This window comes from Corallococcus sp. CA047B (genome assembly GCF_003612065.1).
Classification (GTDB): domain Bacteria; phylum Myxococcota; class Myxococcia; order Myxococcales; family Myxococcaceae; genus Corallococcus; species Corallococcus praedator.
Map to the genome: position 1 here is coordinate 1 of NZ_RAWD01000070.1, position 23,125 is coordinate 23,125.

A 23,125-nucleotide genomic window follows, 5' to 3' on the forward strand; every position below is an offset into this window, starting at 1 on the left:
CCAGCACGATGAGCGGATAGGTCAAGGCATCGGGGATGAGCCGGCGCAGCACGTCGGTCACCACCGCAATCACCAGGGCCACTCCCAGAATCGTCCACAGCACGGACTGAACAGGTGTCATTCGGCACCTGTCCCCAAGGAGGGCAGGCGACCTCCATCAAACCAGGGAGGCCCGGATCCCGTCAAATGCTGAACAGGCCCATCGAACCGGGGGGCACTGCGTCATCAGTGGATGACGAGGCGGATCTTCTCGCTGCAGATGAAGTACTCGTCCCCGTCCTCGACCTTGCGGCGCTTGATGCGCTGCTTGTTGAACCAGGTCCCGTTCGAGGAGCCGAGGTCCTCGATGTAGAACTCGCCGCCGTCGCGGGCGATGACGGCGTGCTCGCGCGACACCTTGCCGGAGTTGATGACGAAGTCGCAGTGCTTGCCACGGCCGATGACGTAGCGGTCCTTGATGATCTTCTCCTGCTCACCGGACTCGGTGACCAGGTAGAGCGACGCGCCCTCCTCCTCGTCGGCCTCCTCCGCGGGCTCCTCCTCGGCCTCCTCGGGGGGCTCGTCCTCCAGCTCGTCGTCGAGCGGCGGATCCTCCTGCTCGGGCAGGGGCTCCTCCTCCTCGTCCTCGATCATGTCGTCGGCGGAGGGAGGGGGCGGCTCGTTCTTGCCCTTGATGAGCCGCTCCAGCTCGGCGGCCGTCTCCAGGACGCGCTCGGCCACCTCGCGGCGCACCGGATCATTGTCCAGGCCGTTGGAGGACGGACGCTCCTCCACGTTGCGGGCGGAGGCCCGGGCGGGTTCGGCGCGTGCGGGCGCGAGCACCGGCGGCGCCCCCTTGGACGCGGCCGCGGGGGGCGGAGACGAGGCCGGACGCGCAGAGGGCGTGGCCGCGGGCACCGCCGCCACCACGGGCTCCGCCTTCGTCTTCACGTCGATGAAGCCGTTGAGGCGCGCGAACATGAAGAGCGCCTGGTTGATCAGCGCGTCGCGATCCGACCCCATCTGCTGGGCCATCTCTTCGTACGTCTCCCACAGGTGCTCGGCGATGCCGACCTTGCGTGCGGGACGGGAGTTCTGATCGATCATCGGTCTTGGCTCGGGAAATGCTGAACGTGGGGAACGATAGCAGAGCCGGTCAGGCCCGCCCAGTTACTGGAAGGCCCGGAGGTACTGGAGGTTGTCCGCGTTGTCGGTGATGTTCTCCAGGGCCACCTGCAGCACGCCGTCCGCCGAAGGATAGGCGATGTAGGCCAGGCTGGAGCCCTCCACGTCCGTGGCCACCACGGAGCCGGGCAGGCGGTAGGCCGTCAGGTTGCTCGAACTGCTGATGTCCACGCCGAAGATGTAGCGACGGAAGCGCGGCAGCAGCGTCACCACGTAGCGGTCGCCGGCGTTGAGCCGTGAGGCATCTCCGAACGTCGCCGTCAGGGTGAGCGACAGCGGCGCGGGCGCGAAGGTCGGAGTCGGCTTGGCCGGGTCCAGACCCAGGTCGAAGCCATCCGCGTGGTAGTAATAATCCAGGAAGTTGGAAACCGTGTAGGCCTCCCCTACATCCAGCCGCTGCACGTAGGAGTCGCTGCTCTCCAGGCCCGAGTAGAGGACGAAGGGCTTCGCGGTCGGACCGGCGCGCACGGAGTAGTTCGGATACGTGGCGCACGTCTCCAGCGCCCCCAGGGTGTCCGCGTCCCCCAGGTCCGGGTAGAGCCGGGTGCGACCGTCGCCCAGATCCTCCAGACGGAGCACCCGGACGGTCTGCGCGCAGGCGCCCACGTTGTTCGCGAGCACGATGGAGTCGCCCGGAATCACGGCGCGGGCCGCGGCCAGCGAGGTCTCCACCAGGAAGGGCGCATCCTCCACGGTCAGGTCGCGCGTCAGGTCGATGAGGCCCGGCAGGATGCCCCGGAAGACGAAGCGGTAGGTCCCGGAGGGCAGCGTCCCGTCACAGAGGAAGGCCGTCGCATTGGCCACGTCGGTGCGCTGCGGGCAGCCCGGCTGCTCCACCCGGATGCTCTGGAACTGGTCGGTCCGGATGTTCTCCGTTCCGTCGCGCAGCTCCACCGACACCGACGCGTGCAGCGGCCCCGTGGTGGGGTCCCGGTCCAGGTTGAAGGCACGGCGCTCATCCGCGCGGAACAGGGTGACCTGCCCGTTGGACGACGGCACGATGCCCAGCAGCGGGATGGGGGACGTGTAGGCGATGTTGTCCGACAGGAACTCGCGCACCTCCAGGCCCGCGCGCAGGGTGAGCCCCGTGGGCAGGCCCGCGGGCGGCCTCAGCGTCAGCATGGGCGCGCCGGTGACATCCCGCGCGAGCACCGGCGTCGCGGACGGCGCCAGCGGATCCGGCCCGTTGTCGAGCGCGATGACGCCCTCGCAATCCGCGGAGACGCAGGTGAGTTCGTCGAGCACCACGTACACATAACGGCCCTGGGACACGCGTGCCGTCGTCGGGCCGTAGGCCGGATGGGTGGTGACGAGCCGCGCCGGGATGTCCACCAGGTCCGTGTACGTCGGCACCGTGTAGGGCGCCGGGCGCGGACGCTTGTAGGCGACCTCCACCGAGGCACCGTCCGCGACGGCGCGCACCAGCCGGCTGGTGCCCGTCACGTTGCGGATGGCGATCACCAGCGAGTCCGTCACGCCCGCGCGCGCGGGCAGCGTGATCATGGACAGCACCGTGTCCGCCGGCTGCAGGCAGAAGACGGGCAGCGCGGCCGGAAGGGTCGCGGCGTCGAAGGCGTCCGGGGCCGGCAGGTCCTGGCGCATCACCACCCCGCCCCCGAAGGGACCGCAGAGCGCTTCGGCGGCCTCCGGGCGGGTCTGGAGCGCGTAGTACAGGACGCTCGGCTGGCCCTCCGCCACCGGGGCGTGCGCGGCGAAGGCGGTGATGAGCTGGCCGGTGGACAGCCGCGTCACCTCGTTGAGGCGCGCGCGGTCGGCGGCCACCACGGAGATGCTCCGGCCGCCGGAGCTGCGGGCGTAGATGTACGGGCCGGACACGTCGTTGCCCTCGGCGTCGTAGCCCACGTCGCGGGTGAGCGCGTCAGGCCGCGCCACGACGGGGATGGACAGGGGCTCCAGCGGGTTGGGCGCGGGGATGAACTCGCGCGGCGAGCGCGTGAGATCCAACACGCGCAGCTCGTCCCGGTCCTGGGAGGTGACGAAGACGAGCTGGTTGGAGAGCACCACGTCATACGTGCCCGTGAGGCCCGCGGCGCCCGCCGTGGAGGTGGTGTCGGAACAGGCGCCCGTGAGGCTGGCGGCGCTCAGCAACAGGGCAGCAGGGATGCCGCGCTTCAAGGTTGATTCTCCTGGCACACGCTGGTGCCCTGGTTCGGATCCCGCTGCTGCTGCGTGCCGAGCCGTGCCACCAGCTTCGCGTCCTGCGGACGGGTGAGGTCGGGGATGTCCACGATGGCCACCTGCCCGTCTCCGAAGTTGGTCACGAACAGCCGCGCCGCGTTCACGCCGGCCGGGTTGTCCACCGTCAGCCCGAAAGCCTGCGACGGGTTGCTGGTCTGGTTCTGCGAATTGACGAGCGGCACCTGGACGACGACCTGTCCGAGCGCCTCGTCGTAGAGGGACACCGCGCTGTCGCCGGTGCTCGTCACCGCGAGGATGTTGGTGTCCGTGCTGGTCGGCGCGCCCTGCCGGCTGATGATCAGCATGTCGCTGACGCCGTCCGGCATGGGCACCGCGGAGATGACCCGGAACGAAGGGTCCGTGGCCTGCTGGCCCGGCACCGCGTCGTATTCGAAGTCGAGCGTGAGCAGCGTGTCCGGGCCGCGCGCCAGCACGTACAGCCGCTCGCGCACGAAGTTGGGACGCACCGCCAGCTCCGCCGCCGTCACCGGCCGGGGCACCACGCGGACCGCGCGCGCCTCGCGGATGCGGTAGACGGACGACAGGACGGGCTCCAGGACGCGTCCGGACACGGTCTTGTCCACCAGCCGCAGCACGAAGTTTCCGGCCACCGTGCCGTTGTCGCCGGCCACGAAGTTGCGGCCCGACACGTAGAGGTACCCCGCCCCCACCGTCGTCGAGTCCGAGCCGCCGTAGAGGTAGCCCTCCGGCGACAGCGGGATGAAGCCCAGCGTGTCGCGGGTGGGGTTCGCCACCTGCAGCGTGACCAGATAGTTCTCGAAGTTGGTGCTGGAGTTCGCGGGCGAATCCGCCGCCTCCGAGTGCGTCACGTAGAGCGTGCCGTTCGCGTCATCCACCGTCACGCCGATGGGCGACGGCGCGCGGGGCAGGCCCGGACGGCCCGACTCCTGGAGCGACGCCGGGATGTCGTCCGTGAGCGACAGCGCCCCCGTCCGGCAGTCCACGCCGCCCTGCACGCAGGTGAGCACCGGCGCGCCATCTCCCGCCAGGCTGACATCCACCGCGTGCAGGTTGTTGCCCTCCGCGCGCGAAGGCACGAACAGGCGCGGCAGGCCGTTGGCCGGGTTGACCCACATCCCCATGTCACCCGCGAAGCTGCGGATCTGCACCAGGGAGTCAGCCGACGTGGCCAGGGACTCGAAGGTGAGCGGGCTTGCCGGCACGGCCGTGCCCAGGCGGGGCACCGGCACGGACTGGCCATCCGCCTGCGTGCTCAGCGCGTCCAGGTTGAGCGCCACCACGGAGCCGGAGTCGTAGCAGTTGTCGAAGTTCGCGTTCGCGACGAAGAGGTAGCCGTTGCTCGCCGAGGGACCGCCAGCCGCGGGTGGGCGCCAGAACGCCACCCCGCTGGGGTACACGAAGCGGGTGGACGGGGGCGGGTTCGGTTCGGATTCGATCGAACACGCCGCGAGGAGCAACAGCGCGGGGGTCAGGAAAGGGAGGCGCATCAGAGGGGGGCGGAGTGTAGGAACGGGGCCCTGCCCCGGGCAACTGAATAGGGCTGTCGCTATTCCCGGTTGCCCTCCCGACGACACCCACCCACGCCGCAGGCCGCGAAAGCCCGAAAAATGCGTGCCGCTCCCCTGGTGGGGGAACGGGCACGCTGCGGCGGTAAAGCTTCAGGCGGCGGCGACTTCCGCCTGGATCTTGGAGAAGTCCGCCACCTGGTTGAACAGGGCGCCGATCTCCGTGAGGAACCGGATGCGGTTTTCCCGCAGGTCCTTGTCCTCGGCCATCACCATCACCTTGTCGAAGAAGGTGTCCACGGCGGGCTTCAGGCCGGTGATTTCGCGCAGGGCTCCGGCGAAGTCGTCCGCGCGCACGCGCTCGCCCACCTTGTCGCGCGCCTGGGTGAAGGCGGTGTGGAGGTTCTTCTCCGGCTCGTCGGTGAAGCGCTGCGGGTTGGTCTGCCCGCCCGCCACGTCCTTGCCCTGCTTCTCCACGATGTTGACCACGCGCTTGAAGGCCGCCGCCAGCGGCTGGAAGTCCGAGTGGCCCACCAGCGGGCTCAGCGCCTCCAGGCGCTTCTTCGCGGCCACGAGGTCGTCGAAGCCCACGGCCAGCACCGCCTCCACCACGTCCGTGCGGTGGTGCTCGCCCCACAGCGCCTTGAGGCGGCCGCGGAAGAACTCCAGCACCTGCTCGCGCGGCGCGGCCTCACCCGGCTTGCGCTTCACGTTGACCAGCTTCGGGGCCAACAGACGCAGCGCCTCGTCCACCGCGGCCGACAGGCTGAAGCGGTAGCCCCGCCCCAGCACGATGCGGATGATGGCCAGGCACGCCCGACGCAGCGCGAACGGATCCGCCGCGCCCGACGGGGCCTTGCCGATGGCGAAGATGCCGCACAGCGAGTCCAACCGGTCCGCGAGGCCGATGAGCGCGCCCGCGTCCTGCGTCGGCAGCGCGTCCTCGGCGCCCCGGGGCAGGTAGTGCTCATAGATGGCCAGGGCCACCGCGTCCGGCTCGCCGCCGGCCTTCGCGTACTCGCGGCCCATCACGCCCTGCAGCTCCGGGAACTCGCCCACCATGCCGGTGACCAGGTCCGCCTTGGACAGCGTGGCGGCGCGCTCCACCGTGGCCGCCTCCCCTGCCCTGCCCGTGGCCTGCGCGAGCCAGCCCGCAAGCGAGCGGAAGCGCTCCACCTTCTCCAGGTAGGTGCCCAACTGGTTCTGCCACATCACGCGGCCCAGCTTCTCCACGCGGTCGCCCAGCGGCGTCTTGCGGTCCTCGTCGAAGAAGAAGCGCCCGTCCGCGAGCCGCGCGCGCAGCACGCGCTCGTAGCCGCGCAGGGACAGCTGCGCGTCGCGCACCGGCGTGTTGGACACGGCGATGAAGCGCGGCAGGAGCTTGCCCTGCCCGTCCAGCAGCGAGAAGTAGCGCTGGTGGCTCTTCATCTCCTGCACCAGCACCTCTGGCGGCAGGTCCAGGTGTCGTGGGTCGAAGCTGCCCACCACGGGGCTCGGTAGCTCCACCAGGTTCGTCACCTGGTCCACCAGGCCCTCGTCCTCCATGAGCTGTCCGCCGGCCGACTGCGCCGCGGCGGTCAACTTCTCCACGAGCGACGCACGGCGCTTGCCGATGTCCGCCAGGACGTGCGCCTTCTCCAGCGTCGCCTCGTAGTCCGCGGGCGCCTTCAGGGTGATGGGGGCGGGCGCGAGGAAGCGGTGGCCGTAGGTGGTCCGCCCGCTCTTCACGTCGCCGAGCACCACCGGCAGCTCCGTGTCTCCCAGGAGCACCACCAGCCATTGCACCGGACGCGCGAAGGACGTGTCCACGTCCCCCCAGCGCATGGACTTCTTGAAGTTGATGCCGTGCACCGCGGTATGCACCGCGTCCTGGAGGATGGCGTCCGCCGGGCGGCCCTTCTCCTCCACGCGCGCGGACACGTATTCGCCCTTGGGCGTCGTCGTGCGCCCGAGCGCGTCCACCGACAGCTTGAGGCTCTCCGCGAACTTCTCCGCGGCCTTGGTCGCCTTGCCCTGCGCGTCGAAGGCGGCCTTGGCGCTGGGTCCCAGCACCTCCTTCGTCACGTCCTCGCCCGCGTCCGCCACGTCGCGCACGAGCACCGCGAGCCGGCGCGGCGTCCCGAAGGTGCGCACCTCGCCGTGCTTCAGGCGGGCGTCGGCCATGCGCTCGGAGAGCACGCGCTTCAGGTCCTCCAGCGCGGGCACGATGAACGACGCCGGGATCTCCTCGGCACCGACTTCCAGGAGCAGATCACGCGCCACGGGCCACCTCCGTCTTCTCCTTCTTCTCCACGGGCTTGTTGAGCGTCACCGTCTTCCAATAGTCGCTGGCGGGCTTGCCCTCCAGCACCGGGGGCTGCTCACCCACGGTCCACGGCGTCTTCGTCAGCGGGTAGCCCAGCCGCTCGCGCATCTGCAGGTAGCCCTCCGCGCACAGGCGCGCGTTGTCGCGCACGCGCTTGATGAAGTTCGCGCGCTCCGTGACGGAGATGGCGCCGCGCGCATCCAGCAGGTTGAACGCGTGGCTGCACTTGAGCGCGTAGTCATACGCGGGCAGCGGCAGGTGGCGCTCGATGAGGCGCTTGCACTCCTTCTCGTACGCGTCGAACAGCGCGAAGAGCATCTGCGGATCCGACTCGTGGAGGGCGTACTTGCTCATCTCCACTTCGTTCGCGTGGAACACCTCGCGGTACTTCACGCCCTTGACCCACTCGATGTCGAAGACGCTCTCCACGTTCTGCAGGTACCTGGCCAGGCGCTCCAGCCCGTACGTCAGCTCCGCGGCCACGGGGCGACAGTCGAAGCCGCCGCACTGCTGGAAGTAGGTGAACTGCGTCACCTCCTCGCCGTCGCACCACACCTCCCAGCCCAGGCCCCAGGCGCCCAGCGTGGGGGACTCCCAGTCGTCCTCGACGAAACGGATGTCGTGCTCCATCGGGTCCAGGCCCACCTTCCGCAGGGACTCCAGGTACAGCTCCTGGACGTTCTTGGGCGCGGGCTTGAGGATGACCTGGAACTGGTGGTGCTGGAACAGGCGGTTCGGGTTCTCACCGAAGCGGCCGTCGGCGGGGCGCCGCGAGGGCTGCACGTAGGCGACGTTCCACGGCTCGGGCCCGAGCGCGTGCAGGAACGTGTACGGGGCCATCGTGCCCGCGCCGACCTCGAGGTCGTACGACTGGGTGACGATGCATCCCTGGTCGGCCCAGTGCTTCTGGAGCGTGAGGATGAGATCCTGGAAGTACATGGCTGGCGAGTCCTTCCCGCAGTGCGTCGAAGGCGGAACGCGGCGGACCCTAGTGAGGGGGTCCGGGAGCGTCAAGGACGGCCGTCACTCCGTGTAGGACGGGAGGTCGGCCAGTCGAATCTGCAGCTTCGTCACCTCGCCCGGACGGATGGGAACGGACAACAGCTTGCTCGTTCCTCCCGGGTCCTGGGGATCCACCACGCGCAGGCGGTAGGTGCCCGCGGGGGTCGCCAGTTTGATCAGCGGTGACGTGCCCAACTGGGTCGAGCCGTCGAACACGGCCGCGTTCTTCGGCACCGTGTAGAGCGTCAACCAGCCCAGGCCCGCCTTCTTGGCGCCCTTGGCGGTGCTGGTGTCCAGCACCTCCGCGACCTCCGGCGTCTGCGTGACGGTGGTGACGGGCTCCGGAGCGCGCTGCGACGGCTCCGGCACGGGCTTCGGCGCCGGGGCCTCCGTCTTCGCCGCGACAGTCTTCTCCGCCGTGGCGGCCTGCGGGGTCGCCTTCGGCTTGCGACCGCCCTTGGCGACGGGGGCCTTGGGCTCCTCGGGGGGCGGGGCCTCCACCACGGGCTCGGGCGGAGGCGGCGGCGGCGCTGCTTCAGGCGCCTTCTCCGGTTCGGTCTTCTGCACGAAGCCCGGCGGAGGACCGGACGGCTTCGGCGGCCAGTTCCCCACCTTCGCGGGGTCCACGGGCGGGGTCGCCTCCAGCTCCGTCTTCACCCACAGCCTGGCGGACTCATACGCCGGCATGAACAGCCGGCGCACCGGTTCGAGCGTCGCCAGATAGCCCACGCCGCCCAGGACGAGGAGCAGCACCACCTTGCCCAGCCAGCCGGAGCGCTCACGGGCGGGGGGCGCCTCCGTCGAGTCCTCCGCCGAACGGGAAGGCCGCGCGGGCCCGGCACCGGAGCGCGCGGGCCGGGTGCGGAAGCGCTGGGTCTGCAGATCGCTGGGCGGATCCAACAGCGCGTCGTCGGGAGGCGTGGCCCGCGCCTCGGCAGCCTCCGGGCGGGCGACGGGACGGGGCCGGTTCGCCCGCGCGGCGTCGGCGGGAGGGCGGATCGGGCGCGCGGTGGAGGCGGCGTCCGCGGGCCGCTGCGCCCTCGGCGTCATCGGGGGCGTGTCGCTGCGCGGGGCCCGGGCGTCCGCGGCTCCGGTCGCGGGACGCGGGGTCACGCCCGCACGTGGCGGGGTCGTCGGTTCGGCAGCCGTGCGCCGGACAGGCGTGGGGCGGAACGAAGGCGCGGCATTCGCGGAAGAAGCGCCCGCGTGCGGCGACTGCACCTGCGCGGTGGAGGCAGCGGCGGCCGTGTCGCTGCCCTCTTCGGACTGGAGCGCTCCGGCGGCCTCGCTGACGCGGGCGTCCTCGGCGCGGCTGGCCAGCTCCAGGAGGGTGCGCGTCTTCTGGCGCTTCTCCTCGAAGAGTTCGCCCATGACGGCGGTCATCTGGTCTTCGTCGTACAGCTCGGAGCCCAGCGAGGCTTCGATGGCGCGCGCCATCTCGCGGCAGGTGCCGAAGCGCTGCGCGGCATCCCGCGACAGGGACTTGAGCACCACGGCTTCCAGGGCCTCGGGGATCGCCGCGTTGAGCGAGCGCGGCACGGGAATGTCCCCGTCCACGATCTGCATCATCACGGCGGCCTCGCCCGGCGCGCTGAACAGGCGCTGCCCGACCAGCAGCTCATGCAACATCACGCCCGTGGAGAACTGGTCGCTGCGGCCGTCCAGCCCCTTGTCGCGAACCTGCTCCGGGGACATGTAGCCGCTGGTCCCCTTCACGGTGCCCACCTGCGTGCGGCCCAGCTTGCCGCGCGCCTTGGCGATGCCGAAGTCGATCACCTTCACGACGCCGTCGTAGGTGATCATCACGTTCTTCGGAGACACGTCCCGGTGCACCACCGCCACGGGACGGCCCGACGGATCCATGAAGTGGTGGGCGTAGTGCAGGCCCAGGCAGGTGTCGCGCACCACGCGGGCACTGAAGCCCAGCGGCAACGCGTAGTTGCGCTTGGCCGCCATCTTCACCACCTGCTCCAGGTTCTGGCCGGGCAGGAACTCCATGGCGAGGTACAGCTCGCCGTCCTCCTCCCCCAGGTCGAAAACCTGTCCGATGTTCGCGTGCGAGAAGGCGGCGGTGATGCGCGCCTCGTCGAGGAACATCTTGACGAACTGGTCGTCCTTCTTGATGTCGGGGAGGATCTGCTTCACCGCGACGAACTTGCGGAAGCCACCGGGGCCGGAGGTGAACGCGAGGAACAGCTCCGCCATCCCTCCCATCGAGAGGCGGGTGAGGATCTCGTATTTTCCGATGCGCCGCCCCCGGTCGGGATCTTCTCCGGCGCCACCCTGCGTGCTCATGGCCACGGGGATGTTACCTGCCGGACCTTCCCAGGTCGATGATCGTCTTCACGGGCGGCCGCCCCTTCCTCGCCGGGCCGCCCCGGAGAGCCGGGAAAACAGGTCAGGCGCCAAACCGCTGGCGCCGCACGTCGAGCATCCACCCTTCGAGCGCCGCCACCGCCGGGGCCGGGGGTTCCAGCGGCAACCGGGAGTCCGCGTCGGCCGCGTCGAGCACCTCGAAGGCGCGCTTCACCTCGCCCTGCCACCGCTCGCTGAGCGCCTCGGGCAGTTCGCTGCGCTCGCCCCGGAGCTTCTGCTCCACCAGCGCGTGGGCGTCGCTGAAACCATAGGGCTCCAGCAGGACGGTGACGTCCGTCTCCACCTCGCCCGTGCGCAGCGCATGCGTGCCGGTGAGCGTGGTGCGCAGCACGTACAGCAGCTTCTTCGCGGAGCGGAAGCCACTCTTCTCCCACTCTCGGAGCTGGCCGTGCGCGAAGCCCCGGTAGTGCCGGTGGATGCGGCGCGACAGCACGGCCCGCACGTGGGGACGCAGGGGCTCCAGCTCCGGAAGGGTCCGCACGGGGATGGCCCCCAGCACCCGCTCGATGTAGTTGCCGTTGCCCTGGAGGATGCCGAGCAGCACCGGCTGCAGCTCGTTGGACGAGTAGTCCACCTCCACGCCCTCCAGCACCTCCAGCCGTTCGGCGTTCAGGTGGCGGGGCTGCAGGCCCAGGAGCGCGCTGGTGGACGCGATGTGGATGGACTTGAGGTCCAGGTCGCTGTCCGGCGAGGGAAAGCCGTACGCATGCGCGCCGGAGAGCGCGACGACCAGGTGCTCGCGCTTGCGCGACTCCTCGTCCAGCACCCGGTCCGCCATCCGCTGCTGATGCTCCGTCATCGTGCCCTTCATTCCGTCCCTCCTTCCAGCGCCGGAGCCTCCGGTGCGTCACGTCCCAGGGGCCCGGGCGTCTTCTGCACCCAGCGCCGCGCCACCTCATCCCCCACCCGCCGCAACAGCCGGTCCGCGCGAGCGTAATCCGGGTGCTCCGGCAGCCGGCTCTCCCGGTGCGCGGCCTCCAGCGCGGGCGCCATCGCCTCCGCGTCGCGCAGGACGTCTTCCAGCGGCACCTGCCCGCCCTTGATGTCGAGCAGCCGTGCCTTCAGCGCCCCCGTGGCCTCGAAGGTGGGAGCCCCGTCGCGCAGCCACCCCGTCGCCAGCGCCACCAGACGCAGCAGGTTGTAGGCGTTCTTCGGTCGCAGCTCCCGGGCGGACGGGGGCCGCTGACCGCCGCCACGCGCGTACGCCGTCAGCGCCGCGAAGTCGTTGGCCGCGAGCAACCCCTGGTCCCAGAGCGAGCGGTAGAGCTGCTTGACGTAGGTCTTCGCGGCTAGCACCCCGTCCTCGGGCGTGGGCGCGCTCCGCGGCGACACGGCGGCCAGCCTCCGGGCCACCTCGTCCAGGTCCGGCGTGGGGTCCTCGCACAGCCACGCGAGGAGCAGATCGCGGTGCTCCGCCAGCCGCTGGCTGCGGGTGAGCTTGTCGAGCTGGCTCATGGCATAGCGCCCGAAGCTGCCGAAGATGGCCTTGGAGACGAACGCCTCGCGCGCTTCGAGCATCCACTCGCCCAGCACGTCCGAAGCCGTCGCGCCGGGGACGAAGAGCGTTTCGAGCGTGTTCGGATCCGCGCGCAGGGCCTGCTCCACCGTCTTGCGCACCTCCCAGTACGTGGTGCTGCCATCCGCGCTCACCAGATCCTGCGGCGCCTGTCCCAGGCCCAGCGTCCATGACAGGGGCAGCGAGAACACGCCGCGCACATCCACGTCGGAGCGCTCGTCCGCGAGCCCCCAGGCATGGCTGCCCACGCGCGTCTCCAGCACCACGCAAGGCCGCAGCGCGCCCCAGGCCGCCTCGCGCCGCTGGGCGAACTGGACCTGGCCCACGCGCCGGGGCACCAGTTCGTCGCGCGCGAACCACACCTCGCCCACGCCGACGATCTGCACGTCGAAGCCGCCGTCATGCGCGCGCACGACGCGGCCCACCACGCCCTGGGGGATGCGACGCCCGGCGGAGGCCACGCGCTCCACGCGAGTCGTCACCTCGGTGCCGTGCGGCAGCGGCACGGACAGCCGGTCGATCTGTTCCAATCCCCGGACCCTGGCGGTGGTGGAGGACGTCGCATCAGGTCTTGGGTCGCTCATCGGTCCCTCCCCGGTGGGATGGTGGGCCACGTTGGACGCACTGAAGCACGGGAGCCTGACCCGGCCCGGCGTCCGGGTTCAACGCGCGGCGCGCTGGACGGAGTCCGCTCCAGCGGGACGCGTGGGCAGCAGGCCCTCCACCTCGGAGACTCGGGGAAGCGCCGCCACCGCGCCCAGCTTCGTCACGACCCGGGCCCCCACGTCGGCCGCGAACGTCATCAGCGCGACCAGTTCCTCCCGCGTCGCGTCCGCGAGCGAGCGCGCATCGCCGTACCAGCGCACCAGCCCATGCAGCAGCGCCGACACGAAGCCATCCCCCGCGCCCGTCGTGTCCACCACCGTCACGCGGGGGGCGGGGACGTGGATCACCTCGCCCCGCCAGAGGAACACCGCGCCCTGTTCGCCCAGCGTCACCACTGGCAGCCGCACGCCCAGCCCGTCCAGATGCCGCAGGGCTTCCTCGGGCGTCTGAGTGCCGGTCGCGAAGGGCACCTCCTCCTCCGACAGCTTCACCACCGTGCACAGCGGCAGCATGCGTCCCAGGAGGACCCGCAGCTCCTCGGGCTCCGGCCACACGTGCAGCCGCAGGTTCGGATCACAGCTCACGATCATCCCGGCATCGCGCGCCAGGGTGAGCAGGCGCACCACGGCCTCGCGCGCCTCCGGCAACACCAGGGAGTTGGAGCCGGAATGCAGCACCTTCGCGCGCCGTACGAAGTCCCCGTCCACGTCCGAGCCATCCAGCAGGAACTCCGCCGAACGCGTCCGGAAGAACGTGAAGCTGCGCTCGCCCCGCGCATCCAGCGACACGAACAACAGGCCCGTGCGCGCGTGGTCCACCTGGCGAAGACGGCTGACATCCACGCCCTCCGCCGCCAGCCGGTCGCGCAGGAAGTGGCCGAACTCATCCGAGCCCACCACGCCCACCATCGCCGAGCGCAGCCCCAGGCGCGCGAGCCCCACGGAGACGTTCGCCGGCGAGCCGCCCGTCGAAGGCCGCCAGGCGTCCACGTCCCGCACGCGCGAGGCGCCACCGGCCGCGGGAAGGAAGTCCACCAGCGTCTCGCCGACACACACCACGTCCAGCGGTCCAGCCTCGTGCATGGGACGCTCCCCCTGCCCGCGAACGCGCGGGACCGCGCTTCAGTCCAGGCCCACCTGGGCCATGAAGTCCACGCTCTTGAGCCGCCGGCCCAGATGGTGCGCGATGAAGACGTTGAGCAGACCGCGCGCCCGGGCCCGGAGGTCGGGAGGCAGCGGTGTCCGCCCGCCCTCCTGCAGCGAGCGAAGCCCGGACAGCAACGCCACCGGCACCGCGACCGAATCGCGGGCCCGTCCGCCGCACGGCTCGCACACCGCGCCGCCGTGCCCCTGGTCGAATCGGGGCCGCTCACCGGGAGCGCCGCCGCACAGCGCGCAGGAGTCGAAGCGGGGCATCAGTCCGGCCTGCGCCAGCGCCGACAGCTCGAAGGCCAAAAGCGACGTGGGCCCCGCCTCCTTCGCGTCCAGGCGGTGGAGATAGGCCTCCAACAAGAGGAACAGCTCCGGGTGCGGTTCATGGTCGCGCGTGAGTTCGCGGCACAGCTCCACCGCGTACAGCGCCCGCGCGATGAGCGACAGGTCCTCACGCGCGGCGTAGAACCCGGAGACGATGTCCGCGGAGTCCAGCCGCACCGTGCTGCCCCGCGTCTCCACCAGTTGGACGCGCAGCCGCATGAACGGCTCCAGCGCTCCGGCGAAGCGGCGCTTGCTCTTGCGCGCTCCCGCGGCGAACGCGGTCAGCTTGCCGTGCTCGCGCGTCAGCAGCGTCACCATCCGGTCGGACTCACCGTAGTCGACCGTGGACAGCACGAACGCGTCGTCGGCGTACCGCTCCATGATCCCCCTTCAACGCGCCAGGGGTGAGGGAAGCTTCCCGGTCAGCACCAGGAACAGGGCCGCGCCCAGGAGCAGCACCGCCAGCACCGCGGCCAGGATGACGTACGCCCGCTTGCGCCGCTCCTTCTCCAACTGCACCGGCGAGGGGGCAGGCACTGCCCGGTCCACCTCCTCGTAGCGCAGCGCCGCTTCCTCCGGCGAAAGCCCGATGACCTGGGCATACGCGCGGATGTAGTTCAGGACGAACACGCGCTCGGGCAGACGCTCCACCTGCCCCGCCTCCAGCGCCGCGACGAGGCTGGGGGGGATCTTCGTCTCCCGAGAGACGTCCTCGCGCGACAGCCCGCGGAGCTCGCGTTGCTGACTGAGGTATTTGCCGAAGTCGACGTGATCCACGGTCCCCTGGGCCCCCGGCTAGAGGTGTTGCAGCAGTGAGCGGCAGTCGTCCTTGAGCAGCTGCTCGGAGGCCTGCGCCTTGGCTTCACAGCCCGCGAGCGCCGCCTTCGCCGCCTCCACGTTCCCGAGCTTCGCCTGGCACACGCCTTCGCGGCGGTAGGCCTCCGCCGTGTCCGGGCACTTCTCGCGGTAGTGGGCGAACTGCTGGCAGGCCTCCTCCGTCTTGCCCGTCTCGTCGTAGATGATGCCCAGGTTCCGGAAGCCCATGCAGAACTCCGGATTGGTCGTCACCGCCGCCTTGATGTTCTGCAGCGCGTTCACGGTGTCGCCCTTCTTGTAGAGCGCCCACCCCAGGTTGCCCTGCGCGGAGAAGCCGAAGCGGTACTGCATGTCGTTGAGCGCCGCCTCGTACAGCTTGATGGCGTCGTCGTAGCGCCCCTGATCCAACCGCAGGTTGCCCAGGTTGTTGCGCACGTCGGAGAACGTCGGACGCAGCTCCAGCGCCTTCTCGTAATGGGCCGCGGCCTCGTCGAGCCGCCGGAAGGACAGGTGCAGCAGGATGCCCATCGCGTTGTGGGCCTCCGGGTTGCCCGGGTTCATCTCCAGCGCCTTCTGGTACTCCATGAGCGCGTCCTGCACGTGGCCGTGCTGCTGGGCCTGCACGCCCAGGTCGTAGTGGATCTCCGAACTCTCGCGCTCCTTCTCCGTAGGGACGTGCGCACAACCCCAGGACGCGAGCACGAACGCGAGGCAACAGGCGGAAGGGATGCGGAACATGGGAGCCAATCCGGGGTGGAGGTTCAGAACGCGGCCAGGAAGCGGCCCAGGGTGGTGGCGACGTTGCGCTTCTCTTCGGCGCGGGCCTTCACGGCGGGCACGAGCGTGGGCTCCTTGAAGAAGACGGGGAGCGTCTTGAGCCACTCGTCCTGCTGCGCGGGCGCGACCGCGCGCCAGTTCGCGTTGTCCATCATGAAGCCCAGCGACTCCACGAACCCGAGCGCGTCGTCCTCGTCCTCCCGCAGCTCGTCCGCGGACTGGACGCGCCGCCCGGACACGTACACCGCGCAGTCACCGGCCTCCACCAGGTACAGGTACACGAAGACGCCCGCACCCTGCCCTCCGCGCAGTCCCACCACGAAGGCCTGCGCCGGCCCAGCCTGCTTGCCGGGGATGGCCACGTGCGGCGCGTTGAGGGACAGGTGCAACGCGAGCACCTGGTCGCGACTGGCGGGGAGCCCCCGGTAACGCTCGTCGATGGTGAACACCGTCGTCTCCCTTCCCCGCGCCCTCCCGTGTCAGCGGGTGGTGAGGGTGAACTCCTCGGTCGCATCCTGCGCGTCCGCAGCCGTCTTCTGGAAGCGGATGAGGGGCGTGTCAATCATCACGTTGCCGCCGCCCTCATTGCCTTCCCCGATGATCACCTTGAAGACGTTGCTGGCGGACGTGCTGCGGCGGGTGCCTCCAGGCGTCTTGCGGGCAATCAGCGTCACCGCGTTCGGCCCGGGGCGCAACTCACGGGTGATGTCCTGCGCCACCTGGTCCTCGTTGTTGCGCAAACGACGCACCCAGCGCGAGTTCACGTACACGTCGATGTCGAAGTCCGTCATCCCCGGCGTCGTCTGCTCGGTCACCAGCCAGTAGCGCTGGGTGATGCGCCCCGGCACGGGCGCCGTGGGAGCCGCCGGAACGGGCGCCGTCGCGACGCCGGCATCGACAGGGGCCCCCGCGGCCGGCGGCGAGGCCGGAGGAGGCTTCGCGGCGGGGGCCGCCGGCGTGGGCGTCACGGTCGTCACGCGGGCGGCATACCCCGGCGCGTCGATGTGGACGTTGCCCTCCGCGTCGATGCGGACGGTGGCCTTCTCGAAGCGCTGGCTCTTCACGCCGTCGATGTTGACGCCGTTGAGGAAGACAGAGCCGGCCAGGGCCCACAGGGGGACCAGCGTGGCGGCGACAGTGAGCGCGATGCGGGCGGACGGACGAGACATGGGGGGCATCCCTCCAGGGAATCCTCAACAGTCCCGGGGGCTTGCAACGACTTAGCGCACCCCGGGGAGCGGGACAAGGCGAGTGTGGCGTGGGTTGGAACCCGCCACGGCCCCAAACATTCACCGGGAAGGCACTACGGCGTCCGTCAGGGGGCCGCGGTCGTCGTCGCGCCGGGCGTTTCGGGCGGCAGCTCCCGCTGCGCGAGCGCCCAGTCCCCGCCCAGGCCGTGGCCTTCGCGGAAGCGGCGGAAGTCGCGCTGCACGGCCCGGGGGTAGCGGCGGAACTTCTCCAGCTCCCCGGCCTTCAGGGCATCCCGGATGCGCGTGGGGCCGGCGTTGTACGCCATCAGCGCCAGGTCCAGGTCGCCGCCAAACCGGCTCTGCAGCGAGCGCAGGTAGCGGATGCCCAGGCGCACGCAGACGGCGGGGTCGGCCACCACCTCTTCGCGCGACAGCCGCAGCCCCTCCTTCTCCGCCAGGAAGTGCAGCGTGCTGGGCTTGATCTGCATCAGGCCCCGCGCGCCCTTGTCGGAGATGGACTCCTCCTCGAAGTCGGACTCCACGTCGATGAGCGCCAGCACGAGCAGCGGATCATACCCGGTGCGGCGGGACTCCTCGTCGATGGCCTGTCCCAGGCGCCGGCGCAGCGTGAGCCCCAGGTCCGGGGCGCGCTTGGCCAGCACCGCGTCGATGAGCATCGCCTCCTCGGAGACGGACTCCTGCGACACCAGCTCGGGAACGACGGACGGGGGGGCGGGCTCCTCCAAGAGGGGCACCACCCGCGCGGACACCACGAGCGCCACGCCCGCGAGCAACGGGAGCCGGGAGCACCCGCTGCTCAGGGCATGCAGCCCCGCGAAGAACCGCGTTCCCAGCGACCTGCCGCCCGAGGCGGCGGGTCCACTCACTTGCGGTGCTCCAGGGCCTGGATGCGCTCGGAGAGGCGCTCCAGTCGGCTGCCAAACGCCTGCAACTCCTCGCGGCGCGGCAGCTTGAGCAACGTCAGGGCCGTGCGGACCCGCTCTTCCACGTTGTGCTCCAGGTCCTTGCGGTGCCCCGTCAGCCGCTCCGCGAACTCACGGGCCTGACGCTTCACCTCGTCCTGGCTCCAGCCCGCGACGGACGCCACGCGCTGCGCGGCGCGGGAGGCCTCCTCCTCCGCCGTGTTCACCGCCAGGAGCGCCTGGCTCCAGATGCGCTCGAATGCCTCCGCCACGGAGGTCTTCTCTCGGGGGGCCTCGGTGTTGTTGTCCATGAAGTCGCTCCGGGAGTCCCCCGGCGTTCCCTCAACGGAAACCCGGGGCTCGAACTAAAGGGGGCGGCCACCTAAGCACACCCCCCAGGTTATGAAAACGCTGCTCAGGCTCGCGGAGAAGACGCCGCGCCGCCCGAATTCTTGGTCGCGCCGTGGGCCCGACGGGTGGGCTTCAGCAGTACATCCAGCTTCTTCGACAGGCGGCCCAGCTCGTGGGTGATCTGCTCCACCTGGGACTGGCTGGCAACTCCCACGGCCTCCACGACCTTCGCCTGCAGCGCATCCAGCCGCTTGCGCAGCTCCACGCTGGCCGCGTCCACCTTCTTGCTCAGCTCCTGCACCCGGGGGTCCGTGCGCAGCTCACCCGCCTGCACCTTCACCCACAGGGCCTGGACCTCCTTCGCCGCGTCCTGGCCCCGCGTCTCCAGCGCCTTGAAGGCCTTGTTGGCCTCCCCTTCCAGACCTTCGAAACGCTTCTGGGCCTGGGAGAACTGCCCCTTGAGGAAGTTCTCCACGTTCTGCGTCACGGCCGTCACCTTCGCGCTCGTCGTCGTCATGTCCTGCTCCCCCGCCCGGCTTCCCGGGCTCGTATAACGTGATGCGTCAACATAACGCACCGCGACATACTGTCAAGGAGACAGAAGACGAAGTGTGCAAAACGAGAAAGCCGCCGCCCCGGGTGACCCAGGACGGCGGCTGACTGCCGGGAGCGTCAGGGACGCTCCTCAGGAAGCACTAGGCGACGTCGGTGGACCGGGTGTCCGGCCGCGACGGCGGAGGGGTCAGCGGACCGTCGCCGTGGGTAGCGGCCAGGGCGGCCTCCATCTCGTTGACCTCGTCCGTGGGGCTCTCCACCTCGATGTCGAGGTGCTTGTAGTTCGGCAGGCCCGTGCCGGCGGGGATGAGCCGGCCCATGATGACGTTCTCCTTGAGGCCGCGCAGGTAGTCCACCTTGCCGTTGATGGCGGCCTCGGTGAGCACCTTGGTGGTCTCCTGGAACGACGCCGAGGAGATGAACGACTCGGTGGAGAGCGAGGCCTTGGTGATGCCGAGCAGCAGCGGCTCACCCACGGCCGGGCGCTTGCCCTCGGCCATGACCTTCTCGTTCTCCTCCTCGAACACCCACTTCTCGACCTGCTCGTCGACCAGGAAGTTGGTGTCGCCCACGTCGGTGACGCGCACCCGGCGCAGCATCTGCCGGACGATCGTCTCGATGTGCTTGTCGTTGATCTTCACGCCCTGCAGTCGGTAGACCTCCTGCACTTCGTCCACCAGGTAGCGCGCGAGTTCCTTCTCGCCCAGCACCTTGAGGATGTCGTGCGGGTTGGCCGCGCCGTCCATCATCGCCTCGCCGGCCTTCACGCGGTCGCCGGAGTGGACGTTGATGCTCTTGCCCTTGGAGATCAGGTACTCCTTGGCCAGGTCCGCGCGCTGCTCGCCGCTCACCTCGGGGGTGATGATGAGCTTGCGCTTGCCCTTGGTGTCCTTGCCGAAGGACACCACGCCGTCGATCTCCGCGATCGCCGCCGCGTCCTTGGGCTTGCGCGCCTCGAAGAGCTCGGCCACGCGGGGCAGACCGCCCGTGATGTCCTTGGTCTTCGTCGTTTCACGCGGCACCTTGGCGATGACCTCGCCCGCGGAGATCTCATCCGTGTCGTTCACGGTGATGATCGCGCCCTGGGGCAGGAAGTAGCTCGCCTGGTTGCGGGAGGACGGCAGGTCCTTCACGTTGCCCTGCGCGTCGCGGATGGTGACGCGCGGACGCGCCTCCGGGTCCTTGGACTCGATGACCGTCTTGCGAGACAGACCGGTCACTTCGTCCAGCGTCTCGGACATCGTCACGCCTTCGATGATGTCCTCGTAGCGCACGACACCGCCCACTTCCGTGAGCAGGGGAATCGCGAACGGGTCCCACTCGGCCAGGAGCACGCCCGGCTCCAGCTTCTGATGTTCCTTCACCAGGATGCGGGCGCCGTAGATGATCTGGTAGCGCTCGCGCTCGCGGCCCGACTCGTCGACGACGACGAGCTCGCCGTTGCGGTTCATGGCCACCAGCGTGCCGTCCGCCTTCTGCACCGTGTTCAGGCCCGCGAACTTCACGGAGCCCGCGTAGCGGTTCTCCAGGCTGGACTGCTCCGCGCGCCGCGTCGCCGCACCACCGATGTGGAAGGTGCGCATCGTGAGCTGGGTACCCGGCTCGCCGATGGACTGCGCCGCGATGACGCCCACGGCCTCGCCGACGGACACCTTGCGGCCACGCGCCAGGTCACGGCCGTAGCACTCCACGCAGATGCCGCGCTTGGCCTGGCACGTCAGCACCGAGCGGATCTTCACCCGGTCCAGACCGCTGTTCTCGATGCGGCGGACGCGCTCCTCGTCGATCTCCTCGTTGGCGCGCACCAGCACCTCGCCCGTCACGGGGTCGAGGATGTCGTCCAGGGCCACGCGGCCCAGGATGCGCTCACCCAGCGGCTCGATGATCTCGCCGCCCTCGACCAAGGCGCCGATGAACAGACCGTCCATGGTGCCGCAGTCGTACTCGTTGATGATGGCGTCCTGCGCCACGTCGACGAGACGGCGGGTGAGGTAACCGGAGTTGGCCGTCTTGAGCGCCGTGTCCGCCAGACCCTTGCGGGCGCCGTGCGTGGAGATGAAGTACTGGAGCACGGAGAGGCCTTCACGGAAGTTGGCCGTGATGGGCGTCTCGATGATTTCGCCGGAGGGCTTGGCCATCAGGCCGCGCATACCGGCCAGCTGACGGATCTGCTGGGCGCTGCCGCGCGCGCCCGAGTCGGCCATGATGTAGATGGGGTTGAACGACGGCTGCTTGCGCGAGATGCGCTTGCCGTCCACGTCCCCGGTGGCCTCGTCGGTGGAGATCTGCTGCATCATCTCCTGGGCGACCTTCTCGGTGATCTCCGCCCAGATATCGATGACCTTGTTGTAGCGCTCACCGTCGGTGATGAGGCCCTCGAGGTACTGGTTCTCGATCTCCGCCACTTCCTTGCGCGCGTAGTCCAGGAACTCCTGCTTCTTCGCAGGGATGATCATGTCCTTGAGCGCGATGGAGATGCCGGCGCGGGTCGCGTGGAAGTAACCCAGGCTCCGGATGCGGTCGGCCAGCAGCACCGTCTCCTTCTCGCCCGTGAGGCGGTAGCAGAGGTCGATGAGGTTACCGAGCGACTTCTTGTCGAGCACCTTGTTGATGGCGTCGAAGCCCACGCGGCGCGGAACGACTTCCCACAGCAGCACGCGGCCGACCGTGGTCTCCTTGCGCTTGGCGTCGATACGGCACACCACCTTGGCCTGCAGGTGCACCTCGCCGTGGTCGTACGCGGCGCGCACTTCTTCCGGCGACGCGAACACGCGGCCTTCGCCGTTGGCGAACTCGCGGGCGCGGGTCATGTAATAGATGCCGAGCACCATGTCCTGCGTCGGGACGATGATGGGCTTGCCGTTCGCGGGGCTGAGGATGTTGTTCGTCGACATCATCAGGACGCGCGCTTCCATCTGGGCCTCGATGGACAGCGGCACGTGCACGGCCATCTGGTCGCCGTCGAAGTCGGCGTTGAACGCGGCGCAGACCAGCGGGTGCAGCTGGATGGCCTTGCCCTCGATGAGGACGGGCTCGAAGGCCTGCATGCCCAGACGGTGCAGCGTGGGGGCGCGGTTGAGGAGCACCGGGTGCTCGCGGATCACGTCCTCGAGGATGTCCCAGACCTCAGGACGCTCCTTCTCCACCATCTTCTTCGCCGACTTGATGGTGGTGACGTAGCCCTTCTCTTCGAGCTTGTTGTAGATGAACGGCTTGAAGAGCTCGAGCGCCATGATCTTCGGCAGGCCGCACTGGTGCAGGCGCAGCTCGGGACCGACGACGATGACGGAGCGGCCCGAGTAGTCCACGCGCTTGCCGAGGAGGTTCTGACGGAACCGGCCCTGCTTGCCCTTGAGCATGTCGGACAGCGACTTCAGCGGCCGCTTGTTCGGGCCGGTGATGGTCTTGCCGCGGCGGCCGTTGTCGAACAGCGCGTCCACGGCCTCCTGGAGCATCCGCTTCTCGTTGCGGATGATGATGTCCGGCGCGTTCAATTCCTGGAGCCGCTTGAGGCGGTTGTTCCGGTTGATGACGCGGCGGTACAGGTCGTTCAGGTCGGAGGTCGCGAAGCGGCCACCGTCCAGGGGAACGAGCGGACGCAGGTCGGGCGGGATGACCGGGATGACGTCCAACATCATCCATTCCGGCTTGTTGCCGGAGACGCGGAACGCCTCGGCCACCTTCAGGCGCTTGGCGTACTTCTTCCGCTTCGCCTCGCTGGTGGTCTCGCGCATGTCCTTGCGCAGTTCCTCGGACAGCTTCTCCACGTCCAGGGACTTGAGCATCTCACGGACAGCCTCGCCGCCCATGCCCGCGGTGAACGAGTCCTCGCCGTGCTCCTGGAAGAGCCGGTGCATCTTCTCCTCGGAGACGAGCTCGCCACGCTGCAGCGGCGTCGCCTTCGGGTCGATGACCATGTAGCTCTCGCAGTACAGCACCTTCTCCATCTCCTTGAGGGTGATGTCGAGCAGGTTGCCGATGCGGCTGGGCAGCGACTTGAGGAACCAGATGTGGGCCACGGGCGTGGCGAGCGTGATGTGCCCCAGGCGCTCACGACGCACCTTGGACTGGATGACCTCCACGCCGCACTTCTCACACACGACGCCGCGGTGCTTCATGCGCTTGTACTTGCCGCAGTTGCACTCGTAGTCCTTCACGGGACCGAAGATGCGCGCGCAGAACAGGCCGTCACGCTCCGGCTTGAACGTACGGTAGTTGATGGTCTCCGGCTTCTTCACCTCGCCGTGCGACCACTGCCGAATCTTGTCGGGCGACGCCAGCGCGATGCGGATGGCGTTGAACGACAGCGGGTCCTTCGGCTTCTCGAAGAAGTTGAAAATGTCCTTCACGTTGCCTCCGAAAACTTATGAGCGCTCAAGGCGC

18 protein-coding genes are annotated in these 23,125 nt (G+C 69.6%); all 18 read right to left on the reverse strand.

Features of this window, described 5'->3' with window-relative positions:
• Positions 1-225 precede the first annotated feature (225 nt).
• Positions 226-1,086 carry an FHA domain-containing protein gene (locus D7X74_RS13810; protein WP_120533417.1) on the reverse strand — a complete coding sequence of 287 codons (861 nt, stop codon included), beginning with the start codon at positions 1,084-1,086 and terminating at the stop codon, positions 226-228.
• A 63-nt stretch (positions 1,087-1,149) separates the two neighbouring features.
• Entirely contained in the window at positions 1,150-3,300 is a 2,151-nt protein-coding gene (locus D7X74_RS13815) for a hypothetical protein (protein WP_120533418.1), read from the reverse strand.
• Positions 3,297-4,832, reverse strand: coding sequence for a hypothetical protein (locus D7X74_RS13820; RefSeq protein ID WP_120533419.1), 1,536 nt, complete (start codon positions 4,830-4,832; stop codon positions 3,297-3,299). Before D7X74_RS13820 ends, D7X74_RS13815 begins: the two co-directional genes overlap by 4 nt.
• 171 nt (positions 4,833-5,003) lie before the next feature.
• The gene (gene glyS, locus D7X74_RS13825; RefSeq protein WP_120533420.1) at positions 5,004-7,112 is read right to left on the reverse strand and encodes a glycine--tRNA ligase subunit beta; all 2,109 of its coding nucleotides are present in this window, start codon (positions 7,110-7,112) and stop codon (positions 5,004-5,006) included.
• A complete protein-coding gene (gene glyQ, locus D7X74_RS13830) occupies positions 7,102-8,094 on the reverse strand; it encodes a glycine--tRNA ligase subunit alpha (protein ID WP_120533421.1) in 993 nt (330 codons plus the stop codon). The genes glyS and glyQ overlap by 11 nt, the downstream gene beginning before the upstream one ends.
• An 84-nt stretch (positions 8,095-8,178) precedes the next feature.
• Positions 8,179-10,452 (reverse strand): serine/threonine-protein kinase, encoded by a 2,274-nt coding sequence (locus D7X74_RS13835; RefSeq protein ID WP_120533422.1) that lies wholly within the window; start codon positions 10,450-10,452, stop codon positions 8,179-8,181.
• A 103-nt stretch (positions 10,453-10,555) separates the two neighbouring features.
• Positions 10,556-11,344: a DNA polymerase beta superfamily protein gene (locus D7X74_RS13840; RefSeq protein ID WP_199741824.1), complete on the reverse strand. Its 789-nt coding sequence runs from the start codon at positions 11,342-11,344 to the stop codon at positions 10,556-10,558.
• The gene (locus D7X74_RS13845) at positions 11,341-12,633 is read right to left on the reverse strand and encodes a DNA polymerase beta superfamily protein (RefSeq protein ID WP_120533423.1); all 1,293 of its coding nucleotides are present in this window, start codon (positions 12,631-12,633) and stop codon (positions 11,341-11,343) included. The genes D7X74_RS13840 and D7X74_RS13845 overlap by 4 nt, the downstream gene beginning before the upstream one ends.
• 78 nt (positions 12,634-12,711) lie before the next feature.
• On the reverse strand, positions 12,712-13,737 hold the full coding sequence (locus D7X74_RS13850; protein WP_120533424.1) for a carbohydrate kinase: 1,026 nt from the start codon (positions 13,735-13,737) through the stop codon (positions 12,712-12,714).
• 39 nt (positions 13,738-13,776) lie between these two features.
• Positions 13,777-14,511, reverse strand: coding sequence for a DNA repair protein RecO (recO, locus tag D7X74_RS13855; RefSeq protein WP_120533425.1), 735 nt, complete (start codon positions 14,509-14,511; stop codon positions 13,777-13,779).
• Between the two features lie 9 nt (positions 14,512-14,520).
• On the reverse strand, positions 14,521-14,907 hold the full coding sequence (locus D7X74_RS13860) for a RodZ family helix-turn-helix domain-containing protein (RefSeq protein WP_120533426.1): 387 nt from the start codon (positions 14,905-14,907) through the stop codon (positions 14,521-14,523).
• A gap of 18 nt (positions 14,908-14,925) precedes the next feature.
• Positions 14,926-15,684 carry a social motility TPR repeat lipoprotein Tgl gene (gene tgl, locus D7X74_RS13865; protein ID WP_120533427.1) on the reverse strand — a complete coding sequence of 253 codons (759 nt, stop codon included), beginning with the start codon at positions 15,682-15,684 and terminating at the stop codon, positions 14,926-14,928.
• A 23-nt stretch (positions 15,685-15,707) separates the two neighbouring features.
• Positions 15,708-16,172: a social motility and stimulation tgl protein gene (locus D7X74_RS13870; protein ID WP_120533428.1), complete on the reverse strand. Its 465-nt coding sequence runs from the start codon at positions 16,170-16,172 to the stop codon at positions 15,708-15,710.
• 30 nt (positions 16,173-16,202) lie between these two features.
• Positions 16,203-16,892: a hypothetical protein gene (locus tag D7X74_RS13875; protein ID WP_120533429.1), complete on the reverse strand. Its 690-nt coding sequence runs from the start codon at positions 16,890-16,892 to the stop codon at positions 16,203-16,205.
• A gap of 146 nt (positions 16,893-17,038) precedes the next feature.
• The gene (locus D7X74_RS13880) at positions 17,039-17,800 is read right to left on the reverse strand and encodes a lytic transglycosylase domain-containing protein (protein ID WP_120533430.1); all 762 of its coding nucleotides are present in this window, start codon (positions 17,798-17,800) and stop codon (positions 17,039-17,041) included.
• Positions 17,797-18,147, reverse strand: a complete 351-nt coding sequence (locus D7X74_RS13885) for a phasin family protein (RefSeq protein WP_120533431.1) — start codon at positions 18,145-18,147, stop codon at positions 17,797-17,799. Before D7X74_RS13885 ends, D7X74_RS13880 begins: the two co-directional genes overlap by 4 nt.
• A gap of 104 nt (positions 18,148-18,251) precedes the next feature.
• The gene (locus D7X74_RS13890; RefSeq protein WP_120533432.1) at positions 18,252-18,704 is read right to left on the reverse strand and encodes a hypothetical protein; all 453 of its coding nucleotides are present in this window, start codon (positions 18,702-18,704) and stop codon (positions 18,252-18,254) included.
• Positions 18,705-18,882: 178 nt separating this feature from the next.
• Positions 18,883-23,091, reverse strand: coding sequence for a DNA-directed RNA polymerase subunit beta' (gene rpoC, locus D7X74_RS13895; RefSeq protein ID WP_120533433.1), 4,209 nt, complete (start codon positions 23,089-23,091; stop codon positions 18,883-18,885).
• Positions 23,092-23,125 lie beyond the last annotated feature (34 nt).